Source organism: Microbacterium paulum, assembly GCF_015707995.1.
Taxonomy (GTDB): Bacteria; Actinomycetota; Actinomycetes; order Actinomycetales; family Microbacteriaceae; genus Microbacterium; species Microbacterium paulum.
The window spans coordinates 20109-41557 of the sequence record NZ_JAAGRY010000025.1 but is presented as its reverse complement, the minus strand read 5'-3'; the positions used below and the strand labels follow the sequence as shown (position 1 = coordinate 41557).

Sequence of the window (21449 nt, the reverse complement as noted above, 5' to 3'; positions counted from 1 at the left end):
GTATGGACCGAACCACGGGTTCGCGGAGACGGTGCAGTTGCCGACGGGGACCTCGACGGTGTGTGCGTACGCGATCAATCAGGGTGCTGGCGGGAACGCGTCGCTCGGCTGTACGACGGTGACGGTGCTCCCGACGATTGCGGATCAGGGTCGTGTGCCGTTCGGTGTGCTGGAGGCTGTTCAGGTGTCGGGGAACTCGGCGGTTGCGTCGGGGTGGGCGATCGATCCGGATACGGCGTCGCCGATCAGTGTGCACTTGTATGTGGGGAGTGTGGGTAAGGCGGTGACGGCGGATCGTGCGCGTTCGGATGTGGGGGCGGCGTATCCGGTGTATGGACCGAACCACGGGTTCGCGGAGACGGTGCAGTTGCCGACGGGGACCTCGACGGTGTGTGCGTACGCGATCAATCAGGGTGCTGGCGGGAACGCGTCGCTCGGCTGCAAGACTGTCACCGTCGGCGGCTGAACACCGGGGACCGCGGGTTCGTTCTCCATCGCGCACGCACCGGCGCGCAGCCTCACGCGAAGGCGCCCCGCAGTACCCGTCCGGACGGTTCAGGGGAGACGGTTGCGCAGCGACGCGGTGGCGTCGGAGGGCACGAAACCGATGCTCTCGATCCGAGCCAGGTCGAGCACGCTGTTGCGAGGACGGGCCGAGATCGGCCCGGGCGCGGTGGCGAAGTACTCCTGGGTCGACACGCCGGTGACCCGCGCGGGGTCGTGCCCGTTCAGTTCGAACACGAGGCGCGCCACATCGGCCCAGGATCGCGGCTCGCCCGATCCGGTCAGGTTGTACACGCCATAGGGAGCGTCGGTCTCGACCAGGTGGCGGATGCCTCGAGCGAGGTCCTCCGTGAAAGTGAGTCGGCCGATCTGGTCGTCGACGACCTTGGGGTCGATGCCGCGCTCGGCGAGCGAGGCCATCGTGCGGACGAAGTTGTCGCCGTCGCCGATCACCCAACTGGTGCGGACGATGTAATGACGCGGCGCGGTCGACACGACGGCGTCGCCTGCCGCCTTCGTCTGGCCGTAGACGCCGAGCGGGCACACCTCGTCGTCTTCGCGGTAGGCGCGTTCAAGACCACCGTCGAACACGTAGTCGCTCGAGACGTGTACGAGAGTGATGGCGTTCGCCGCGGCGACGGCGGCAAGGGCCGCGACGGCAGAGACATTCGCCGCCCAGGCTTCCGCTCGCCCCTCGCGTGTCTCGGCGAGGTCGACCTTCGTGTAGGCGGCGGCGTTGATGATCGTGCCGTAGTCGCGCCACCGACGCGCCGTCGCGAGACCCGGCGAGGCGAGGTCGAGCGTCGCGCGGTTGGCGTATTCGATGTGCGGTTGGTCGCCGTACTCGGCGCGCAGCGCGCGGCCGAGCTGGCCGTTCGCGCCGAGGACGAGGACCTTCTTCGGCGGGATCGGCGTCACGTCCGCGAGGCGCGGGTGGGCGAGGTCCTTCGGGGAGATCTCGACGTCGGTCAACGGGATCGGCCACTCGATCGCGGCAGTCTCATCGGCGAGGTTGAGGAACGAGTACGCGGCATCGGGCGACCAGTGGTCGTTCACGAGGTACGTGTACGCCGTGTCGGGTTCGAGTGTCTGATATGAGTTGCCGACGCCGCGCGGCACGAAGATCGCCTTCGACGGATCGAGCTCGGTCGTGTAGACGGCGCCGAACGAGGGGCCCTCACGAAGGTCGACCCATGCACCGAAGATGCGCCCCGTCGCCACCGACACCCATTTGTCCCACGGTTCGGCGTGGATGCCGCGGGTCGTGCCCACGGCATCGTTGAAGGAGATGTTGTTCTGCACCGGACCGAAATCGGCAAGGCCGAGCGCGGTCATCTTCTCGCGCTGCCAGTTCTCCTTGAACCAGCCGCGCGCATCGCCGTGCACCGGGAGGTCGAAGACAATGAGCCCCGGGATCGCGGTCTCGGTGACGGACAGCTGTTTGCCGTACTCGGTCATGCGGTCACTGGCCCTTCGACGCGTAGAACGCTTCGACGCCGTCCTTGTCGGCTGCCCACCACGCCTCGTTGGCCTTGTACCAATCGATCGTCGCAGCGAGGCCCGCCTCGAAGTCGCGGTACTGCGGCTGCCAGCCGAGCTCCGTGCGGAGCTTGGTCGAGTCGATCGCGTAGCGCAGGTCGTGCCCGGCGCGGTCCGTGACGTGATCGTACGCATCCGCCGGCTGACCCATGAGCTCGAGGATCAGCTCGACGACGGTCTTGTTGTCTTTCTCGCCGTCGGCACCGATCAGGTAGGTCTCACCGATGACGCCCTTATCGAGGATCGTCAGCACCGCCGAGGAGTGGTCGTCGGCGTGGATCCAGTCGCGCACGTTCTCGCCCTTGCCGTAGAGCTTGGGACGGATACCGCGGATCACGTTCGTGATCTGACGCGGGATGAACTTTTCGACGTGCTGGTACGGGCCGTAGTTGTTCGAGCAGTTCGAGATCGTCGCCTGCACGCCGAACGAGCGCACCCACGCCCGCACGAGAAGGTCGGAACCCGCCTTCGTGCTGCTGTAGGGCGACGACGGGTTGTACGGCGTCGACTCGGTGAAACGCGCCGGGTCGTCGAGCTCGAGGTCGCCGTAGACCTCGTCGGTCGAGATGTGGTGCAGACGCGTGCCGTGCTTGCGGGCCGCTTCGAGCAGCGTGTAGGTGCCGATGATGTTGGTGTCGAGGAACGGGCGCGGATCGTTCAGCGAGTTGTCGTTGTGCGACTCGGCTGCGTAGTGCACCGCGGCATCTGCGTCGGCGAAGAGCCCGTCGACGAGTGCGGCGTCGGCGATGTCGCCCTCGACGAACGTGAGCCGGTCGGCAGGCAGGCCCTCGAGCGAGGCCCGGTTGCCGGCGTAGGTGAGCTTGTCGAGCACCGTGACGTGATCGTCGGTGTGCTCGATCACGTGGTGGACGAAGTTCGAACCGATGAAGCCGGCGCCGCCGGTCACGAGCAGTTTGCGCATCAGACCAGATTAGTGGGGGCGATCCTGAGCGCTCGGTGCAAGCTGTACCGAATTGGACTGGGCCGGATGGGATGGGAGACTGGGGGAATGCGCGGCATCATCCTCGCCGGGGGCGCGGGCTCCCGGCTTCACCCGATCACTCTCGGTATCTCGAAGCAGCTGGTCCCGGTCTATGACAAGCCGATGATCTACTACCCGCTCTCGACGCTGATCCTCGCCGGTATCCGCGACATCCTCATAATCACGACGCCGCAAGACTCCGATCAGTTCCAACGTTTGCTCGGCGACGGTTCGCGGTTCGGTGTGTCGATCACTTACAAGACGCAGCCGTCGCCCGACGGACTCGCGCAAGCGTTCATCCTCGGGGAAGAACACATCGGCTCCGATTCGGCGGCGCTCGTCCTCGGCGACAACATCTTCTATGGTCAGGGGATGGGCACTCGGTTGCGGCAGTACACCGATCTCACCGGCGGCGTCGTGTTCGGCTACTGGGTCGACGACGCCACCGCTTACGGCGTGGTCGAGTTCGACGACGACGGGAAGGTGGTCTCGCTCGAAGAGAAGCCCGTCGTCCCGAAGAGCAACTACGCGGTTCCGGGGCTGTACTTCTACGACAACGACGTCGTCGAGATCGCCAAGAACCTGACGCCGTCGCCCCGTGGCGAGCTTGAGATCACCGATGTGAACAAGGCGTACCTCGAGCGCGGCGACCTCAAGGTCGAGCTGCTCCCTCGCGGCACTGCCTGGCTCGACACCGGGACCTTCGACTCGCTCAGTGAAGCGACAGACTTCATCCGTACGGTGGAGAAGCGACAGGGGCTATCTATCGGATGCCCGGAGGAAGTCGCGTGGCGCATGGGGTTCCTGACTGATGACGAGCTGCGCGAGCGTGCGGAACCGCTGGTGAAGAGCGGGTACGGCGCGTATCTGCTCAAAGCCCTCGCCCAGGGTCACACCGCCAGCGCGGGCTAGGCTCGTCGTTCGTGCCCTCTTCTGAACGCGACCTCCTCACGACGTCCCCATCCGCCGCCGTAGCCGATCCCGGGGGGTTCGGGGCGGGTGGTCGTCGTCTTGTGGTGTATGTGGTGTGGGATCGGCGTGGTGGTGTGGATGATTTCGTCGCGTTCGCGTTGGCGGGGTTGCGGGAGCATGCGTCGCGGGTGCTGGTGGTTGTCAATGGGGCGTTGACCGATGAGGGCCGGGCGAAGTTGGAGCCGGTGTCGGATGAGATTCTGGTGCGGGAGAACGTCGGGTTCGATATCTGGGCGCATAAGGAGGCGCTGGAGCACGTGGGGGAGGGTATCGCCGAGTTCGACGAGGTGGTGCTGACCAATGACACGTGGTTTGGTCCGGTGCGTCCGTTCGGTCCTGTGTTCGATCGGATGGATGCCCGTGACGTGCATTTCTGGGGGATGACCGATCATGCCCGGGAGGAGCCGAATCCGTTCACGGGCAAGGGGGTGCTGCCGTATCACTTGCAGTCATTCTGGATCGCGGTGCGTCGGGAGATGTTCCTGTCGGAGGCGTGGCGCGAGTATTGGCGGGATCTGCCGCAGATGCCGTCGTATTTCGATGCGGTCCTCAAGCACGAGGCGCTGTTCACGGAGCGGTTCTCCGATGCCGGGTTCATCCACGCCGCCGCCTACCCCCACACCGAGTATCCAACCGATCACCCGGCGCTGTTTAACCCCGATCTGCTTCTGGCGGACGGATGCCCGTTGCTTAAACGACGACCTCTGTTTCACTATCCGCCGTTCCTCGACCGGCACGCAGTGATCGGTCGCCGGATCCTCCAGCAGGTCGACTCCTACGGATTCCCGATCGCCATGATCTGGCAGAACCTCGCGCGTAATGTCGCTCCGAAGACGCTCAACGCCGATGCCGGCATGCTCGAGGTGCTGCCCGACGTCGATGTGGCGTACGAGGCGTTGTCGCCGCTGTCACTGTTGGTCTCCCTACACGTTGCCGACGCCGACGACGTGGGAGACGTTTTCACTCGTATTGCCGAGATTCCCGTCCCGTTCGACCTGGTCATCACGACGCCGTTCGCCGATGACGGGGCGAAAGTGCGCGAGCGAATCGATGCATGGGATGCACCGAACGCGCATTCTGTCGACGTCCGCGTAATTAGATCGCCCAGAGGTCGGCACATGAGCGCATTCTTCGTGGGATGCCGCGATTTGCTCGATGACCAGCGATACGACCTAGTACTCAAGCTCCACACGAGGGTCCCAGCGAAGCGGAAAGCAACGGTGTCGCGCTACTTCCGGCGTTACCAGACGGAGAACCTTCTGAGCAGTCCGGGATATCTGCTCAACCTCCTCGCTCTCTTCCAGCGCGAGCCTGGCCTCGGGTTGGTATTTCCCCCGATGATCCACACAGGTTATGCGACCGCCGGGAGAGGGTGGCTCTCGTATCGTGAGCGCGGCGTCGTTCTGGCCAAACGGCTCGGCATACGCGTCCCTCTCGACGGAATCTCACCTCTCGCCCCGCTCGGCGGCATGTGGGCGGCGCGCCCCGCGGCCTTGCGACTCATTCGTGACGCTGGATGGAGATACGAAGATTTCGGAGCGCCGGAGAAGAAGGGGCTCGCGCGGACCCTCGAACGGCTGGTTCCCCTCGCAGCCGGTGAGCTTGGTTACCACACGCGCACGGTTATGAACGCGGAGTTCGCGTCGCTCAGTCACCTCTCGCTTGAGTACAAAGTCGATCAGCTGTCGGCAACATTGCCGGGCTACCCGATTGAACAGATCCAGTTCCTGCATCGCGCGGGTTGGGCGGGTCATGGAGGTATCGTGGCGATCACGCGCATGTATATGAAGCTGAACCACCCCAGGCTGGCGCGCGCGATCGAGCCGGTCACCGTTCCGGCCGGGCGCGCGGCTCGGTTCGCGATTCGGAGGTTGCGTGCGGTGAAGGCGCGACTTCGCGGCGGCGGATCGGAGGACCAGCCGTGAGTTCCGATACGACTGTGGCGGTGCGGTTCCCTGTGGGTGGTCGTCGTCTTGTGGTGTATGTGGTGTGGGATCGGCGTGGTGGTGTGGATGATTTCGTCGCGTTCGCGTTGGCGGGGTTGCGGGAGCATGCGTCGCGGGTGCTGGTGGTTGTCAATGGGGCGTTGACCGATGAGGGCCGGGCGAAGTTGGAGCCGGTGTCGGATGAGATTCTGGTGCGGGAGAACGTCGGGTTCGATATCTGGGCGCATAAGGAGGCGCTGGAGCACGTGGGGGAGGGTATCGCCGAGTTCGACGAGGTGGTGCTGACCAATGACACGTGGTTTGGTCCGGTGCGTCCGTTCGGTCCTGTGTTCGATCGGATGGATGCCCGTGACGTGCATTTCTGGGGGATGACCGATCATGCCCGGGAGGAGCCGAATCCGTTCACGGGCAAGGGGGTGCTGCCGTATCACTTGCAGTCATTCTGGATCGCGGTGCGTCGGGAGATGTTCCTGTCGGAGGCGTGGCGCGAGTATTGGCGGGATCTGCCGCAGATGCCGTCGTATTTCGATGCGGTCCTCAAGCACGAGGCGCTGTTCACGGAGCGGTTCTCCGATGCCGGGTTCATCCACGCCGCCGCCTACCCCCACACCGATTACGACACGAAGAATCCGTCGCTGCTCAACGCCGACGAGATGCTCGATCGGGGTTGTCCGCTCGTGAAGCGCCGCGTGTTCTTCCAATCGCCCCCGTACCTCGACCACTTCGCGGTGATCGGACGGTGGGTGCTCGAGAAGATGGCGCTGTTCGGCTATCCGATTGCGCTTGCGCTTGCGAACCTCGCACGGACGGTACCGCCGAAAGATCTCAACACCGATGCGGGGCTTTTGTCCGTCCTCCCCGACGTGGACGTGTCCTTCGACCCGTCGAAGCCGTTCCGCACGGTCGTCATCGCGCACATCTTCTACGACGAGATGACCGATGAGATCCTCGACCGAGTGGACACCTTGCCCGGTGAGTACGACCTCATCGTGACTACGCCCGACGCGGATCGTGCGGAGCGGATTTCCGCAGCGATCGCGAATCGGCCAAGACGGGCGCGGGCGGTCGACGTACGGGTAGTGGACTCCAATGACGGTCGCGATCAGAGTGCGTTCCTGATCGGATGCCGGGACGTGCTGCTCAGCGACGATTACGACATCGTCGTCAAGCTGCACTCCAAGAAGACGCCGCAGGACGGTTTCAACGTGGGGCGGCATTTCAAGGAGCAGCAGTTCGAGAACCTCCTGAACAGCCCTGGATACACAGCGAATCTTCTCGCCCTGTTCCAGAACGAACCTGGGCTGGGTCTGGTCTTCCCCCCGACCATCCACATCGGATACCCGACGATGGGGAGGGGGTGGTGGTCGAACAAACCTGGTTTCGAAGTGCTCGCGGAGACGCTCGGTATCCGAGTCCCCCTCGACGACCTCACGCCGCTCGCTCCCTACGGTTCGATGTTCATCGGGCGTCCGGCAGCGCTGCGAACGCTCGTCGCGCACGAGTGGCGTTACGACCAATTCGGTGGTCGAGAGGCCTATCAAGACGGCGGACTCGCCCACATCCTCGAGCGGATGCCCGTCTACGCTGCGGCGGAGCGCGGGTACCACAGCCGAACGGTGCTGACGTCGGAGCAGTTCTCGATCAGTCACACCGCGTTTGAGTACAACTTCGATGAGTTGTCATCGACGATTCCGGGTGCCACCTACGAGCAGATCGAGTTCCTTCGGCTTGCCGGCTACATGGGCACGGGACGGCTACGAGACTTCGCTCGCATCTACATGCGTCTGCATCACCCGGGTACGGGGGCGCGGCTGCGACGCCTACTGGAGCCCGATCGGCGAGTCGGCCGATGGTGGCATCGACTGCGTCATCCGCGCGCCACCCTCAGAAATGCGGCGCGTCGGATCGCCAGGCATTGACGGGGGTCCTCCCCGACTATCATTGACCGACCCGAACGAGTTAGAAACAAGTGGATACGACCGACCGATTCGCCCGGCTCGCCCGAGAGCCCTTCATCGTCATCGACGACACCGGAGTCCGCTCCACCCAAACGGGTGGGAAGATCCGGGAGATCTTGCGTCACCGGGAGCTGCTTGGGCTTCTGGTGCGCCGCGATCTGCAAGCGCGCTACCGCGACAGCTTCCTCGGGTTCCTGTGGACGGTGATCCGGCCGATCGTCCAGTTCCTCATGTACTACATCGTGCTCGGCCAGTTCTTGCGCGCCGCCCAGGGTATCGACCAGTTCGCGATCTATCTCTTCTCGGGTCTAACGCTGTTCGCTTTCTTCAGCGACATGGTGTTCGGGTCGACCGGCTCGATCGTCGGCAACGCGGGCTTGATCAAGAAGATCTACCTGCCGCGCGAGATCTTCCCACTCGCCGCGATCGGCGGCGCGGGGTTCATGTTCCTCATCCAGCTGGCGATCCTGTTCTTCGCGGCCGTCATCTTCCGAGCGCTACCGGAGCCGTCGCAGTTGCTCTGGTTCTTCCCGTCTGTGCTTCTCGTGGCCGTGTGGGGGCTCGCCATCGGGCTTTTTCTCGCGGCGGCCAACGTGTACCTCCGCGATATCCAGTACCTCACGGAGGTGATCATGATGCTCGCCATGTGGGCTTCTCCCATCGTCTACTCATGGAGCATGGTCACGGATGCCATCTCGCGACTCGGCCTGCCCGCATGGACGATCGAGATCTACACCGCGAATCCGATCACTCTGGGCGTGCTTGGATTCCATCGCGCGTTCTGGGGCCCGGGAGGGGCCGGTGATTATCCAGATCACCTCGCCCTACGGATGCTGATCGCCGGTGTCATCGGTCTGGTCCTGCTCATCGGTGCGCAGCGCGTCTTCACTCGCCTGCAGGGCAACTTCGCTCAGGAGCTGTGATGCGACACGACACGACAGCAGATGCAGGGGACGGCGTCCAACCACGCCCCGACATCGTTCGCTTGGCGGGCGTCACCAAGCGTTTCCGCGTTCGGAAAGACAACAGTCTGAAGGATCGGATCGTTCACCTCGGCCGGCTCGGCAAGGCTTACCGCCAAGATTTCTATGCGGTCAAAGAAGTCTCTCTGACGATCGAGGCTGGTACCACGGTCGGTCTCATGGGAGCCAACGGCTCGGGCAAGAGCACGCTCCTCAAGCTCATCGGCGGCATCGTGACGCCGAGCGAAGGAACCATCGAGCGTCGCGGGCGCATGGCGGCGCTGCTCGAGCTGGGTGCGGGGTTCCATCCCGACCTCAGCGGCCGCGAGAACGTTTACCTCAACGCCGCCATCCTGGGGCTGAGCCGCGTGGAAGTCGACGAGCGCTTCGACGACATCGTCGAGTTCAGCGGGATCGGCGAGTTCATCGACACGGCGGTCAAGTTCTACTCGTCTGGGATGTATGTGCGCCTCGCGTTCGCGGTCGCTGTTCACACCGACCCCGATATCCTGCTTGTTGACGAGGTTCTCGCCGTCGGCGATGAGGCGTTCCAGCGCAAGTGCATGGATCGCATCAATCAGTTCCGTGAGGAGGGGCGCACGATCGTCCTCGTGAGTCACTCCGCACAACAGGTGGCCGAACTGTGTGACCGAGGCGTCGTCCTCAGCGACGGCCAGGTCGTGTTCGACGGCGGGACGCGCGACGCCATCACGGCACTCCGCAATGTGCTGGAGGGGCGCCGAGCCGACCAGGGGCCGGCTGCGGAGACGATCCACCCGATCCAGGTGAAGTCCGTCGAGTTGCTCGATGCCGATGGGCGGAGCAAGACCGAGGTCCGCGAGGGCGACCCGCTGACCATCCGCGTGAACGTCGACTCCCTGCGTCCGATCGAGCGCTGGGAGATCGGCTTCAGCATGGACACGCCGCTCGGGCAGATGGTGCTCGCCTCGAACACCGAGGTGCTCGGGGTGACGCTCGCCCCAATCTCGGGTCCGACGTCGGTGGAGCTCACTCTCGACGCCGTCCACTTCGGGCCCGGACAGTACTACGTGAACGCGAATGCCGCCGGTGTGAGCGAACCCAGCAGCCACGGCCTCATGCAGGCCGCGATGCTCACCGTCCTGGGCGACGACTCGACAATGGGAACCGTCTCCGCACGCATCCGGGTCGCGGAGCGTAACTAGCCCCGCGAGGACACGGCGAATCCTTCGCCTGTGGGGTGCCTCTTCCGCCTTTCTCGTCCTGTGCGCGGTCGCGCTGGGCTTCTTCGTCGTCGCGACCCCTCCCGGGTGGGGGCTCGACGAGCAGTCCCACGTCATGCGCGCCTACCAGGTCGGTGAGGGGCACCTGGCCCCGTACACGCGCGAGGACGGCGTAACCCTCGGCGCCGAGGTGCCCCGCGCCCTGCACGACCTGGAGATGCACGGCCACACCATCTCGAACGTCATCGACCGCGAGGCCGGGTGGTGGGACCGCCGCGACCTCCGCGATGCGCATCGGATGGTTGAGCTCTGGGGGCGCCGCTCAGCTCGGGCGGTGAGACGGTCGACTTCGACCGCTCCAATGCGGCCGCCTCGCCGTTCATCGCGTATCTGCCGGCCGCCGCCGGGTTCCGGATCGCCTCATGGCTCGACGTCGGCGCGGGATGGGCCATTCTCTTGGCCAAACTCTGCAATGCGGCCGTGTACGTCGTGGGCGGCTGGTTCGCTCTGTGCCTCGTGCGCGGACTGCGTGTGCGGTGGCTGCTCTTCGCGATCGCGCTGCTGCCGCAGGCGGTGTTCCAAGCGGTCTACATCACCGCCGACACCTACGCCAACGCCGCCGCCCTGGTTTTCGTCGCCGCGGTGCTCCGATTGATCCTCGGCCGAGGGCATCCGCCCGCCGGCGTCATCGTCACCGTCGCGGCGGCGGGACTGGGCGTCGTTCTCGGCAAGCCGTCGTACGCGATCCTGCTCGCCCTGCTGCTGGCCGTCCCGCCGTCGAGATTCATCCCGGCGCAGCTTCTCGGCTGCGTCGGGGAGCGCGTCCGGCGGGTGGGGTGGTCGGTCCTCGCGGGGTACCTCGTCGTCGCCGCGGCGCTGACGCTCGCCCTCCTGCGCCTCACCTCTGACGCTGACGGCGCTCACTGAAATTCCTCGGTTCTGCTCGGCGGGTTCCAGCGATCGTCGCTACACGGCTCTCTCCTGAATGCTAGCGAAGAGCTCGTGGGGTGTCTTCCAGTCGAGCGTCTTGCGGGGCCGCCTGTTGAGCTCGTCGCTGACCCGCTGAAGGTCCTCGGCCGTGTGGACGCGGAGATTCGTGCCTTTCGGGAAATAGTCGCGTAGGAGCCCGTTGGTGTTCTCGTTCGTGGGCCTCTGCCAGGGCTTACCGGGGTCGCATAAGTAGACCGGCATGCCGACTGTTTCCGCGCCGGTGTGGTGGTGACTCATCTCACTGCCCTGATCCCACGTCAGCGCGCGCCGCATCTCCGGCGGTAGCGCGCTGAACGTCGCGATGAGCTGGTCCCGGACGGCGCCCGCTCGAGATTCGCCGTCAAGGTGAAGCAGGATCGTGTAGCGGAAGGTGCGCTCGACGAGGGTGCCGATCGCGGACCGGTTGTACGCGCCGACGATGCAGTCCCCCTCCTTACGTTGTTGGGGAGGCCGGAAGGCAGATTGTCGTAGCGTTTCGGTCACCCTCGGGCAGCGGGTATGGCTCAGGTCTCCCTGCCGCATGGACGGCTCACTGGGAATGGCCGCCCGCTGCCCGCTGATGGCTCGACCGCTGATTGAGAATTGCGACATTGATCGTTGGGTAAGGACGTGCCGGCGTGGTCGTCAACAGGGACCAGACAACCGACCGAAAGGAACACGATCATGCAAACGATTTGGGCTGGAATCGACTCAGGGAAGCGGGCGCACCATTGCGTCGTCATCGACCACGCCGGCACTGTCCTGCTGTCTCAACGCGTCGAGAATGATGAGGCCGAGCTGCTCGAGCTCATCGCTGCGGTCACGGAGCTTGCTGTTGACGGTGAAGTCTGCTGGGCGACAGATCTAAACGCCGGTGGCGCTGCGCTGCTGATCGCGTTGCTCACCGCGCACGGACAGCGGGTGCTCTATATCCCCGGCAGGATCGTTCACCACGCCGCGGCAACCTATCGCGGTGATGGGAAGACGGACGCGAAGGACGCGAAGATCATCGCCGACCAGGCGCGTATGCGGACGGACCTGCAACCGGTGCGGGGAGCGGACCAGGTCGCGGTGGACGTGCGGTTGCTGACATCTCATCGCCTCGACGTCATCCACGACCGGGTACGCGCGATCAACCGCCTCCGCGCGACGCTGTTGGAGTACTTCCCTGCTCTGGAGCGGACGTTCGACTACTCCAAGAACAAGGCCGCGCTCACTCTCCTCTCCCGCTATACGACTCCCGACAGCCTTCGCAGAGTCGGCGTCACCCGACTCGCGACATGGTTGAAGGGGCGCGGCTGTCGCAACAGCGCGAAGGTCGCCCAGGCCGCCGTCGATGCTGCGCACGCGCAACACACTGCTCTCGCGACAGAAGCGGTCGGCTCCGCCCTCGTGACGAGGCTCGCCGCCCGGATCACCGCGATCGACGAGGACCTCGCGGAAATCGACGCGAAGATCGCCGAGCACTACGGCCAACACGAAGATGCCGAAATCCTGCTCAGCCTGCCCGGATTCGGCCCCGTCCTTGCCGCGACATTCCTCGCGCAGATCGGCGGCACCCTGGACAACTTCGACACCGTCGACAGGCTCGCCTGCGTCGCCGGGCTCGCACCCGTTCCACGCGACTCCGGACGCATCAACGGCAACCTCCACCGGCCCCGCCGGTTCAACCGTCGGCTGCTGCGCACCTGCTACCTCGCTGCGCTCTCGAGCCTGAAGAACAGTCCCGCATCGAGGACGTTTTACGACCGCAAACGCGCCGAGGGGAAGTCACACAAACAAGCGCTCATCGCTCTCGCGCGACGCCGGATCAACGTGACCTGGGCCATGCTCCGCGACCACACCCCCTACGCCGAACCAGCAGTCGACAGCACCCCGATTGCCGCTTGACAACTTCATTGAGATTCCCAGTGGCCAGGCTCGACCCGTTCCAGCACTTCGGCTGGTCTCTGGTCGATCGGGGTGATGGGCACAATGAACCGAGGCCGGCGCTGATCACCGCGGCGGCGAGGACGTCGATGCGGGCGCCCGGTTCGCAGCACGGCCCGCGGATCCCGTGCGATCACGCGGGTCGGCGCGTAGAGCGCCTGGTAGATCGTCTCCACCGCGATCGGCGATCCATGCTTCGTCGCGAGCTCGTGCGCGATCTGCTCGGGACTCCAGTGCTCGTCGAGATGCTTCTGCACCCGACCCCGAAGCGCCGCGTCCATCTCGAGCCTTCGAGGCTTCGGACGCGGGCGGCGAGTTCGCATGAGCGCGTGCGCGGTGAACGGGTGATAGGCACCATCGCTGGCACGGTTGCGCGTCAGCTCCCGAGCGACCGTCGAGACCGCGCGCCCCAGCTCCATCGCGATCGCCCGCGCCGACTTCCCCGCCCGGTGGCCGTCCGCGATCACCACCCGCTCGGCCTCACTGAGATACCGGTCGGACTCAGGCTTACCCTGGTACCGCCCGATGACGGGTTCGATTATCCGCGTGCCCGTGGACGTGACGACCGCGCCGCCGTTCTTCCACCAGTGCCCAGTCTTGCGGTCGATCCCGAGACGCCGGCACGCCTCCGAGATCGACATTCCCTGCTGAAGTAGCTTCGCGAACGACCGCTGCTTGTCCACCATCGGCTGCCGTCCCCGGACGACGCGTTGAACCAGATCTCATACCCACCCATTTACCTCAGGTGTAGCGACGATCCCTGGAACCCGCCGAGCAACTCTGGGGAATTTCGATGAGCGCCATCAACGCCTCGGCGGCGATCGCCGCGACCTACCACCGCGGCGCCGACCCGGCCCTGCAGCTGGAGGGGATCCTCGACGCGCCGTGGCACCTGCCCAGCGTTATCGTCGACTCGATCAGCGCGTATGGCGACTCGTGGGTCGGGGCTCAGTCGGCTTGTTCGGATACAACGCCGTCCCGCTGCCTCAGCCGTTCGCACTCGCCGCGGTCCTCTCGGTCGTGCTCGCCGCGCTGGCCGCCGAGCGGGTGGGGCACTGGCGCGGAGCGCTGTTCGCGGGAGTCGCGATCGCGTGTGGGCTGCTCGCGATCGTCGCCATCTACCTGTCGGCCTCGCCGTCGCAGCCTGGATGCCGGGGCGCTACATCCTCAGCGATCGCGCGTCGCGCGTCCTCTTCCCCGGCATCGCAGCACTGTGCCTCGCGGCGGCCGCCCTGAAGTGGGTGCTGTAGCTGTTCTGAGTGCTCTGCGCCGTGGGCTTGAGCTCTCCGCGATCGATCTTCGGTCAGGGCGCAGCGACGTCGTAGACGTGGAAGGTCTCGCCCGACCACTGGACGGTGCCCGCGCCGGTCAGGCAGGGTGCGCTCAGATCGTGGCTGGACGCGATGTGCGTGAGTTCGGGCACGGCCTCGGCGACGGCGCATGGCGAACCGTGCAGGATGACGACGTCGGCGACGGGCTGTGTGATGGTCACTTCGTCGTCGTCGGTCCAGTCGAAGGTTATGTGCAGTCCACCGCGGTTCCACCAGCCAGCTCCGTCGGCGTCGGGATCGAGGCGGCGCCAAGCATCCATGTCAGGGCCGACCTGCTGGCGCACGCTCAGCGACGGCGTTCCCGTCGCGGTGAGCAGGGAGTCCAGCGACTGCGAGTCCGTCGCCCACACGGTGCCATCGGCGCGTGCCTGTTCCCCCCACGCCATGAACTGGTGGGCCGTCTCACTCGCCCGGAGATCTCCCAGGCCGAACAGGATGGGCGAAGCAGTGAAGGTCAGCGACGCCGCGGCGACGGCGGCGACCAGGAGGGACCACCAGCGGTCGGTCCACTGGACGACGACGAAGACGACGGCGCCCGCGAGGGCGGCGCTGAGCCACACCATCCACACCGTCAGGCCCGGGAGGGCGCTGTCCTGGAGCTGCGACCCGGCGTATCCGGTCACGAAAAGGGTGAGCGCTCCGGCCATGCCGGCCGTCGCGATCCGCCGTTTCGGGCGCCACTGCGACATGAAGAGGCAGAAGGCGATCACGGCGAGGTACCCCACGCCCTGGGCGGCGCGCGAGTTCGGCACGCGGTTGACGAGCGGGATAAGGCTGCCGAGCGTTCCCCAGTTGAGCGTCGCCCAGCTGAGCCAGAAGACGGCGAGGCCGACGATGGGGATGAGCGCGGCCGCGGTCGCGCGCTCGCCGCGCCAGCGTGCCGCGGCGAACAGCATCGCGAGCACGAGCAGCAGCACGGTGAACGAGGTGACGAACTCGGAGGCCGGCAGCGTCGCCGAGCCCTGCACGAGTTTGAGGAAGCCGAGGCTCGGCGCGCCGAAGACGAGCCCGATGTCCATCGATTCGCCCGTGCTCGTGCGGAACCCGGGATACACGGTCGCCAGGCCCGCGGCGATCGCGTCGCGGTTCTCCCAGAAGATGAGGCCCGTCCACGCAGCCCCCGAGACGGCGATCAGCGCCAGGCTCAGCAGAGATCGGCGCAGCGGCACGGGACGCCACAGCAGATAGGTGGCCGTCGCGAGGATCAGCGGAATGCCGACGACGATCGCAAGAGGTTGGTAGTAGGTGGGGAAGCGTGCCAGCAGGATGCCCGATCCCAGGATCGCGACGATTCCCACCGCCCACGAGCGGCGCTCGATCCGGCGTGCGCCGTAGATCGCCAGAGCACAGCCGGCGGCGACGAAGCCGAGCGTGTTGACGGGGCGTCCCGACCACCACATGCTCGCCGGCGCGACGACCGTCAAGAACGCGGCGAGGTACCCCCAGCGCAGTCTGCCGGTGAGCTGGCGGAACCACACCGGCAGGCCGAGGAACAGCAGCAGTGTCGGCAGCCACCACTTCGCGGCGAAGAGCATCTCATGCGGGATCCATTGCCCCAGTGTGAGTGCGGTTCCGTCGAAGAAGACCACCGCCGACACGGGACCGTCGGGGAGCTGGGCGAAGAAGTCGTTCGACACCGTCAACGGCGTGACCGCGTCCTGCCCGCCGCGGGCGAGTTCCCCCAGCCAGATGGGCGACTCGGTGCCGTACTCGTCGCCGCGCACGGCCTGCGACGTACCGATCTGGAGGCCGTGCGGGTCGGCGGGATCCTGCCGCAGGCTGTCGATGCCGATGTTGGAGTTCGTGACGCCGAACAGGACGAGGAGGAGGTACACGACCACCGGGATGACGAACACGGCGCGCGGTTGCCAGCGCACCCACCGTTCGGTGAGGCCCAACCAGAGTGTCTTCTCGCGCTCGTCGCCCGCGGTGCTGCGCTCGCTCACGGTTCGCGGTCCTCTCACGCCGTCGGCGGCGCGGGGTAGGTCAGGTAGTTGAGCCGGCTGATCTCGCGGCGCGACTTCAGGACGCCGTCGAGGATAAGCCCGATCATCCAGGCCAGGAAGGCCACCAATACCACGCCGACGGCCAGCACGGCGGTAGGAAGGCGCGGCACCAGTCCCGTGTCGAGGAAGTCGACGATGACGGGGACACCCAACAGCACGCCGATCAGGGCCAGGACGGCTCCGATTACACCGTAGAACATCATCGGCCGCTCATGCCGGATCAGCCCGAGGATCAGCGAGAGGATGCGGAAGCCGTCGTGATAGGTGCGCAGCTTGCTCTCGCTGCCCGCCGGACGGTCCTTGAAGCCGACCGGCACCTCCACCTGGGGGACCCGCAGGCTCATCGCGTGGACGGTGAGCTCGGTTTCGATCTCGAACTCGCGCGAGAGTGCGGGGAAGCTCTTGACGAATCGGCGCGAGAACACGCGGTATCCGCTCAGCATGTCGCTGACGGGTGACTTGAACACGCTGCTGACGAACCAATTGAAGCCGCGGTTTCCCAGTTCATGCCCGGCGCGGTACGCGCTGCCGACCTCGGTCTCGCGGCGCACGCCCAGCACATGGTCGTACGGACCTTCGCGCAGTTCCGCGATCATGGCGGGGAGGTCCGCCGTCGCGTAGGTGTCGTCGCCGTCGATCAGCACGTAGATGTCGGCCTCGACGTCGGCGAAGGCGCGGCGCACGACGTTGCCCTTGCCCTTCGCGTACTCGTGGCGGATCTCGGCCCCCGCTGCGCGGGCGACCTCGACGGTACGGTCGGAGCTCGCATTGTCGTACACGTAGACCGTCATCTCGGGGACCGCTGCGCGCAGATCGGCGACGACGGTGCCGATCGCGAGTTCCTCGTTGTGACAGGGAACGATCGCAGCGATCATGGGCGCCGATGATGACAAGGGGGCTCCTTTATGGACGGGCCTCGTCCGAGCACACCAGTCTTCGAGGCGGCTCCCAAGGTATCATGGCGGGTCGAGCCGTTTCCGGGATCAGAGGAGTCGAATGTCCGATAGTACCGGCCGCCTCGGTCATCTCCGGCGCGGCGGCGCGTTCCTCGTCGTCGGAGGGATCGCGTTCGTCGTCGACGCCGGCGTCTTCAACCTCCTGGCATTCGGGTTCACGGGGCACGGACCGCTGTACGACGCGCCGCTCGTGGCGAAGACGATCGCGATCCTGCTCGCGACGGTATTCACTTACGTCGGCAACCGGTATTGGACCTTCGGCTCGCGGCACATCGAGCGCCGGTTCTCGCGCTACGTCCTGTTCGTGCTGCTCAACGTCGTCGCGATCGGCATCCAGCTCGGCTGCTTGGCCTTCTCGCGCTACGTCCTGGGCCTCGAGGGCATCGTGGCGGACAACGTGTCGGGCACGCTCATCGGGCAGGCCCTCGCGACGCTCTTCCGCTACTTCACTTATGACCGCTGGGTCTTCCCCGAGGCGAAGGAGCCGGTGTCCCCGGCGGTCGTAGCCTCCGAGCGGGCGGCATGAGCGCCGACGGACAGGATCAGCGTGTCGCCGGTGTCGTGCTGGCCTACCGTCCGGAGCCTTCGATCGTCGACAACGTACGCGCCCTCCTCCGGCAGGTCGCCCGCGTCTACGTGGTCGACAACTCCCCGGAGGGCCCCGGCGAGAAAACCGACGCGGATGCCGAACGCATCATCGCGACCCTGCGTGCCGAGGAGCGCGTGAGCATCCTGCCGCAGGGGGGCAACGTGGGCGTCGCTGCGGGTTTCAACTCTGGCATGCGCGCCGCGCTGGACGCCGGATTCGACTTCGTCTGGATCTTCGACCAGGACAGCACCGTCACGGACGGCTCGCTCGCGCGCTTGCTGGCGGCCCGTGCGGCCGCGGGCGTGCGGGTCGGAATCGTCGCGCCGGCGCTCCGGTCCCACGCGACGGGGATCGTGTACGCGCGCGAGCAAGGCGAGGGGCCGCGCGAGGTGGACGTGTTGATCAGTTCCGGGTCGCTTTTCTCCCGGGGACTCGTCGATACCGTGGGTCTGCACGACGAGCCTTTGTTCATCGACTACGTCGACCATGAGATCAGTCTCCGTGCGCGCAAGTACGGCTTCCGCAACCTGAAGGTCCACGACACGCTGCTCGACCACCGGTTCGGCGACTCCGATCCCATCCGGGTCTTCGGTCGGCGCGCGTATCTGGCGAATTACTCCCCGGTGCGGCACTTCCACGCCGCGCGCAACCGGATCATCATCATCCGCCGATACGGATTCGGCCGGTGGTTTTGGGAGGATCTGTGGTTCACGGCCAAGGCCTGGACGAAGCTCCTGCTCGCCGAACCGGCCAAGTGGTCGAAGATCACCGCTGCTGCCCGCGGGGTGGGCGCGGGGCTTCGCTACCCCGCCCGCGAACTGCACTTTTGACGGCTGTGCGCCCGTGTCGGCAGAGCGGTGCCCGGTAGACTCAGTAATCGTGTCAGCAGCATCACTCGACCCCGATGTCCGTGTCAGTGCGAGCGCCGATGTGGATCCCGGTGCCGTCATCGCGGACGGCACTCGGGTCTGGCATCTCGCGCAGGTACGTGAGTCGGCGCGAATCGGACGCTGCTGCATCGTCGGACGCGGCGCCTACATCGATGCCGGCGTCATCGTGGGCGACAACTGCAAGATCCAGAACTACGCGCTGGTCTACGAGCCGGCCGTCCTCGAGGACGGCGTGTTCATCGGACCCGCCGCCGTCCTCACCAACGACATGCATCCCCGCGCCGTCAATCCTGATCTGACCCCCAAGAGCGCCGACGACTGGACCCCGGTCGGCGTCACGATCCGGCACGGTGCCTCGATCGGCGCACGGGCGACGTGCGTCGCCCCCGTCGAGATCGGCGCGTGGGCGACGGTTGCCGCCGGCGCCGTCGTGGTCAAGGACGTCCCTGCGCACGCCCTCGTGGCAGGCGTTCCCGCCCGCCGGATCGGCTGGGTCGGCGCCGCCGGGGTTCCGCTCCGCGACGCGGGCGACGGGCTCTGGCGGTGTCCGAAGACGGACGAGACATACATCCAGGACGGCGAGACGTTGACGAAGGTGGAGAGATGACCGATTTCATTCCCGCGGCAAAGCCGATCATCGGCGACGAGGAGCGCGAAGCCGTCGACCGGGTTCTGCGCTCCGGCATGGTCGCGCAGGGGCCCGAGGTCGCCGCCTTCGAAGCCGAGTTCGCCGCCCACTTCGTCCCCGGCCGCTCGGCCGTCGCCGTCAACTCGGGGACTGCCGGACTCCACCTGGGTTTGCTGGCTTCGGGAGTCGGCGTGGGCGACGAAGTCATCGTCCCTTCCTTCACGTTCGCGGCCACCGGCAACTCCGTCGCGCTGACGGGGGCGACGCCGGTGTTCGCCGACATCTCGGCCGACAGCTTCACGCTGGACCCCGCCGCGGTCGAAGACGCCATCACGCCCCGCACGAAGGGCATCATGCCCGTGCACCTGTACGGTCACCCGGCGGCCATGCGAGAGCTCCTCGCGCTCGCGGACGCCCACGGGCTGCAGATATACGAGGACGCCGCCCAGGCGCACGGTGCGAGTCTCGACGGGCGCCCGGTCGGAGCATTCGGCGCGTTCGCCATGTTCTCCCTGTATCCGACGAAGAACATGACCAGCGGCGAGGGCGGGATGATCACGGCGGAGGATGCCGACATCCTCCGCCGCTCCCGGCTTCTGCGTAATCAGGGCATGGAGCGCCAGTACGAGAACGAGGTCGTCGGCTTCAACGCCCGCATGACCGACATCCACGCCGCGATCGGCCGCGTGCAGCTGACCAGGGTCGACGGATGGACGAAGACGCGCCAGCACAACGCCGCGCTCCTGGACGCCGAGCTGCGCGGGGTCGTCGCGCCGCCGGTCGCTCCCGGTGCGGTGCACGTCTACCACCAGTACACGATCCGTGTCCCCGAGGACCGTGACGGCTTCGTCACGGCGCTGCGCGAAGAGCACGGGGTGGGCAGTGGTGTCTACTACCCGATCCCCAACCACCGCCTGGCCTCCCTCGCGCCGTTCGCGTCGGGTCTGGACCTGCCCGAGACCGAGCGGGCCGCGCGCGAGGTCGTGTCGCTGCCGGTGCACCCGTCGCTGACCGACGCCGACCTCCAGCGGGTCGTCACCGCCGTCAATACCGTCGCGGCAGCGGGCTCCTGATGGCCGCGCTGCGAGCCGGGCTCGTCGGTCTGGGGATGATGGGGCGACACCACGCACGGCTCCTTCGCGAGATCGACGGGGTCGAGCTCGTCGCCGTGTCCGATCCCGGCGGCGACCCGCACCGAGTGGCGGGAGATCTCGCTGTGCTCCCCGACGTCGCGGCCCTCGCCGCGGAGTCGCTCGACATCGCGGTGGTCGCCGTGCCGACGCGTTTCCACGCGGACGCCGCCCGCGCCCTCGCCGACGCCGGCATCCACACCCTCGTCGAGAAGCCCGTCGCCGACGACGCCGAGACCGGCCGTGAGATGGCGCGCATCTTCGCCGACCGCGGTCTCGTCGGGGCCGTCGGGCACGTCGAGCGCTTCAACCCCGCGCTGCAGCAGCTGCGGACGCGGCTCGAGGCGGGAGACGCCGGCGACGTCTATCAGATCGCGACCCGTCGACAGAGCAGCTTCCCCGCTCGGATCGGCGATGTCGGGGTCGCGAAGGACCTCGCGACGCACGACGTCGACCTGACCGCCTGGGTCGCGCAGTCCTCGTACCGCGCTGTGTCCGCCCAGACGGCGCACAAGAGCGGCCGCGACCACGAGGACATGATCGCGATAACGGGCCGGCTTCGCAGCGGGCTCATCGTAAACCACCTCGTCAACTGGCTGAGCCCCATGAAGGAGCGCGTCACCGTCGTGACGGGCGAGCGCGGCACCTTCGTCGCCGACACCGCGACGGGCGATCTCACCTTCTTCGCCAACGGCACGGAGCCGCACGAGTGGGAGTCGGTGACCACCTTCCGCGGGGTCTCCGAGGGCGATGTGACGCGATTCGCGTTCGCGAAGAAGGAGCCGTTGCGGGCGGAGCTCGAGGCCTTCCGCGACGCCGTGCTCGGTCGCGAGACGCAGCTGTCGTCGATGGCATCGGCCGCTCACACGCTCGACGTCGTCGAGGCGGCGCTCACTTCGGCGACCACCGGCGGCGCGCTCGTCGAAACCGACCTCCCGACCGGTACGGCGGTCTGA

The 21449-nt window shown here is 66.5% G+C and carries 17 protein-coding genes and 2 pseudogenes; 13 read left to right on the top strand and 6 right to left on the bottom strand.

Features of this window, described 5'->3' with window-relative positions; genetic code table 11:
• Positions 1-466 (top strand): annotated as a pseudogene (locus G3N18_RS07785) (hypothetical protein); the annotation flags it as partial.
• 89 nt (positions 467-555) lie between these two features.
• Here G3N18_RS07785 and G3N18_RS07780 read toward each other — a convergent pair.
• Together G3N18_RS07780 and rfbB are read right to left on the bottom strand one after the other, a co-directional pair.
• On the bottom strand, positions 556-1962 hold the full coding sequence (locus tag G3N18_RS07780; protein WP_196383727.1) for a sugar nucleotide-binding protein: 1407 nt from the start codon (positions 1960-1962) through the stop codon (positions 556-558).
• Between the two features lie 4 nt (positions 1963-1966).
• A complete protein-coding gene (gene rfbB, locus G3N18_RS07775) occupies positions 1967-2965 on the bottom strand; it encodes a dTDP-glucose 4,6-dehydratase (RefSeq protein WP_196383726.1) in 999 nt (332 codons plus the stop codon).
• Positions 2966-3052: 87 nt separating this feature from the next.
• Between rfbB and rfbA the strand changes: the two genes are divergently transcribed.
• From rfbA to G3N18_RS07745, 6 genes are all read left to right on the top strand, one after another.
• Positions 3053-3937, top strand: coding sequence for a glucose-1-phosphate thymidylyltransferase RfbA (gene rfbA / locus G3N18_RS07770; RefSeq protein ID WP_196383725.1), 885 nt, complete (start codon positions 3053-3055; stop codon positions 3935-3937).
• A gap of 11 nt (positions 3938-3948) precedes the next feature.
• Positions 3949-5922 (top strand): rhamnan synthesis F family protein, encoded by a 1974-nt coding sequence (locus G3N18_RS07765; protein ID WP_196383724.1) that lies wholly within the window; start codon positions 3949-3951, stop codon positions 5920-5922.
• Positions 5919-7862, top strand: coding sequence for a rhamnan synthesis F family protein (locus G3N18_RS07760; RefSeq protein WP_338038385.1), 1944 nt, complete (start codon positions 5919-5921; stop codon positions 7860-7862). The genes G3N18_RS07765 and G3N18_RS07760 overlap by 4 nt, the downstream gene beginning before the upstream one ends.
• Positions 7863-7912: 50 nt before the next feature.
• Complete coding sequence (locus G3N18_RS07755) at positions 7913-8824, top strand: ABC transporter permease (protein WP_338038384.1); 912 nt, start codon at positions 7913-7915, stop codon at positions 8822-8824.
• Positions 8824-10047 carry an ABC transporter ATP-binding protein gene (locus G3N18_RS07750; protein ID WP_196383723.1) on the top strand — a complete coding sequence of 408 codons (1224 nt, stop codon included), beginning with the start codon at positions 8824-8826 and terminating at the stop codon, positions 10045-10047. The genes G3N18_RS07755 and G3N18_RS07750 overlap by 1 nt, the downstream gene beginning before the upstream one ends.
• 327 nt (positions 10048-10374) lie before the next feature.
• Complete coding sequence (locus G3N18_RS07745; RefSeq protein ID WP_196383731.1) at positions 10375-10992, top strand: DUF2142 domain-containing protein; 618 nt, start codon at positions 10375-10377, stop codon at positions 10990-10992.
• Between the two features lie 39 nt (positions 10993-11031).
• Here G3N18_RS07745 and G3N18_RS07740 read toward each other — a convergent pair.
• Positions 11032-11487: pseudogene (locus G3N18_RS07740) on the bottom strand (IS30 family transposase); the annotation flags it as partial.
• A gap of 231 nt (positions 11488-11718) precedes the next feature.
• Here G3N18_RS07740 and G3N18_RS07735 point away from each other — a divergent pair.
• Positions 11719-12924 (top strand): IS110 family RNA-guided transposase, encoded by a 1206-nt coding sequence (locus G3N18_RS07735; protein ID WP_206693059.1) that lies wholly within the window; start codon positions 11719-11721, stop codon positions 12922-12924.
• 5 nt (positions 12925-12929) lie between these two features.
• On the opposite strand, the gene G3N18_RS07730 is transcribed toward G3N18_RS07735, so the two are convergent.
• From G3N18_RS07730 to G3N18_RS07720, 3 genes are all read right to left on the bottom strand, one after another.
• A complete protein-coding gene (locus G3N18_RS07730; RefSeq protein WP_196383721.1) occupies positions 12930-13649 on the bottom strand; it encodes an IS30 family transposase in 720 nt (239 codons plus the stop codon).
• A 617-nt stretch (positions 13650-14266) separates the two neighbouring features.
• Positions 14267-16240, bottom strand: coding sequence for a DUF7657 domain-containing protein (locus G3N18_RS07725; RefSeq protein ID WP_196383720.1), 1974 nt, complete (start codon positions 16238-16240; stop codon positions 14267-14269).
• Between the two features lie 14 nt (positions 16241-16254).
• Positions 16255-17175 (bottom strand): glycosyltransferase, encoded by a 921-nt coding sequence (locus G3N18_RS07720; RefSeq protein ID WP_196383719.1) that lies wholly within the window; start codon positions 17173-17175, stop codon positions 16255-16257.
• Between the two features lie 121 nt (positions 17176-17296).
• On the opposite strand from G3N18_RS07720, the gene G3N18_RS07715 reads away from it, so the two are divergent.
• Genes G3N18_RS07715 through G3N18_RS07695 form a run of 5 tightly spaced genes read left to right on the top strand, consistent with a single transcriptional unit; the run spans position 17297 to position 21449 of the window.
• On the top strand, positions 17297-17782 hold the full coding sequence (locus G3N18_RS07715) for a GtrA family protein (protein ID WP_196383718.1): 486 nt from the start codon (positions 17297-17299) through the stop codon (positions 17780-17782).
• The gene (locus G3N18_RS07710; protein WP_196383717.1) at positions 17779-18675 is read left to right on the top strand and encodes a glycosyltransferase; all 897 of its coding nucleotides are present in this window, start codon (positions 17779-17781) and stop codon (positions 18673-18675) included. Before G3N18_RS07715 ends, G3N18_RS07710 begins: the two co-directional genes overlap by 4 nt.
• A gap of 49 nt (positions 18676-18724) precedes the next feature.
• A complete protein-coding gene (locus tag G3N18_RS07705; protein ID WP_196383716.1) occupies positions 18725-19342 on the top strand; it encodes a DapH/DapD/GlmU-related protein in 618 nt (205 codons plus the stop codon).
• Positions 19339-20436 carry a DegT/DnrJ/EryC1/StrS family aminotransferase gene (locus G3N18_RS07700; protein ID WP_196383715.1) on the top strand — a complete coding sequence of 366 codons (1098 nt, stop codon included), beginning with the start codon at positions 19339-19341 and terminating at the stop codon, positions 20434-20436. Before G3N18_RS07705 ends, G3N18_RS07700 begins: the two co-directional genes overlap by 4 nt.
• The gene (locus tag G3N18_RS07695; protein ID WP_196383714.1) at positions 20436-21449 is read left to right on the top strand and encodes a Gfo/Idh/MocA family protein; all 1014 of its coding nucleotides are present in this window, start codon (positions 20436-20438) and stop codon (positions 21447-21449) included. The genes G3N18_RS07700 and G3N18_RS07695 overlap by 1 nt, the downstream gene beginning before the upstream one ends.

What these genes read in the sequence shown, in the direction of transcription:
- G3N18_RS07780 (WP_196383727.1), bottom strand. Translation starts at nt 1,962, where the DNA reads ATGACCGAGTACGGCAAACAGCTGTCCGTCACCGAGACCGCGATCCCG.
- rfbB (WP_196383726.1), bottom strand. Translation starts at nt 2,965, where the DNA reads ATGCGCAAACTGCTCGTGACCGGCGGCGCCGGCTTCATCGGTTCGAAC.
- rfbA (WP_196383725.1), top strand. Translation starts at nt 3,053, where the DNA reads ATGCGCGGCATCATCCTCGCCGGGGGCGCGGGCTCCCGGCTTCACCCG.
- G3N18_RS07750 (WP_196383723.1), top strand. Translation starts at nt 8,824, where the DNA reads ATGCGACACGACACGACAGCAGATGCAGGGGACGGCGTCCAACCACGC.
- G3N18_RS07735 (WP_206693059.1), top strand. Translation starts at nt 11,719, where the DNA reads ATGCAAACGATTTGGGCTGGAATCGACTCAGGGAAGCGGGCGCACCAT.
- G3N18_RS07730 (WP_196383721.1), bottom strand. Translation starts at nt 13,649, where the DNA reads ATGGTGGACAAGCAGCGGTCGTTCGCGAAGCTACTTCAGCAGGGAATG.
- G3N18_RS07720 (WP_196383719.1), bottom strand. Translation starts at nt 17,175, where the DNA reads ATGATCGCTGCGATCGTTCCCTGTCACAACGAGGAACTCGCGATCGGC.
- G3N18_RS07715 (WP_196383718.1), top strand. Translation starts at nt 17,297, where the DNA reads ATGTCCGATAGTACCGGCCGCCTCGGTCATCTCCGGCGCGGCGGCGCG.
- G3N18_RS07710 (WP_196383717.1), top strand. Translation starts at nt 17,779, where the DNA reads ATGAGCGCCGACGGACAGGATCAGCGTGTCGCCGGTGTCGTGCTGGCC.
- G3N18_RS07700 (WP_196383715.1), top strand. Translation starts at nt 19,339, where the DNA reads ATGACCGATTTCATTCCCGCGGCAAAGCCGATCATCGGCGACGAGGAG.
- G3N18_RS07695 (WP_196383714.1), top strand. Translation starts at nt 20,436, where the DNA reads ATGGCCGCGCTGCGAGCCGGGCTCGTCGGTCTGGGGATGATGGGGCGA.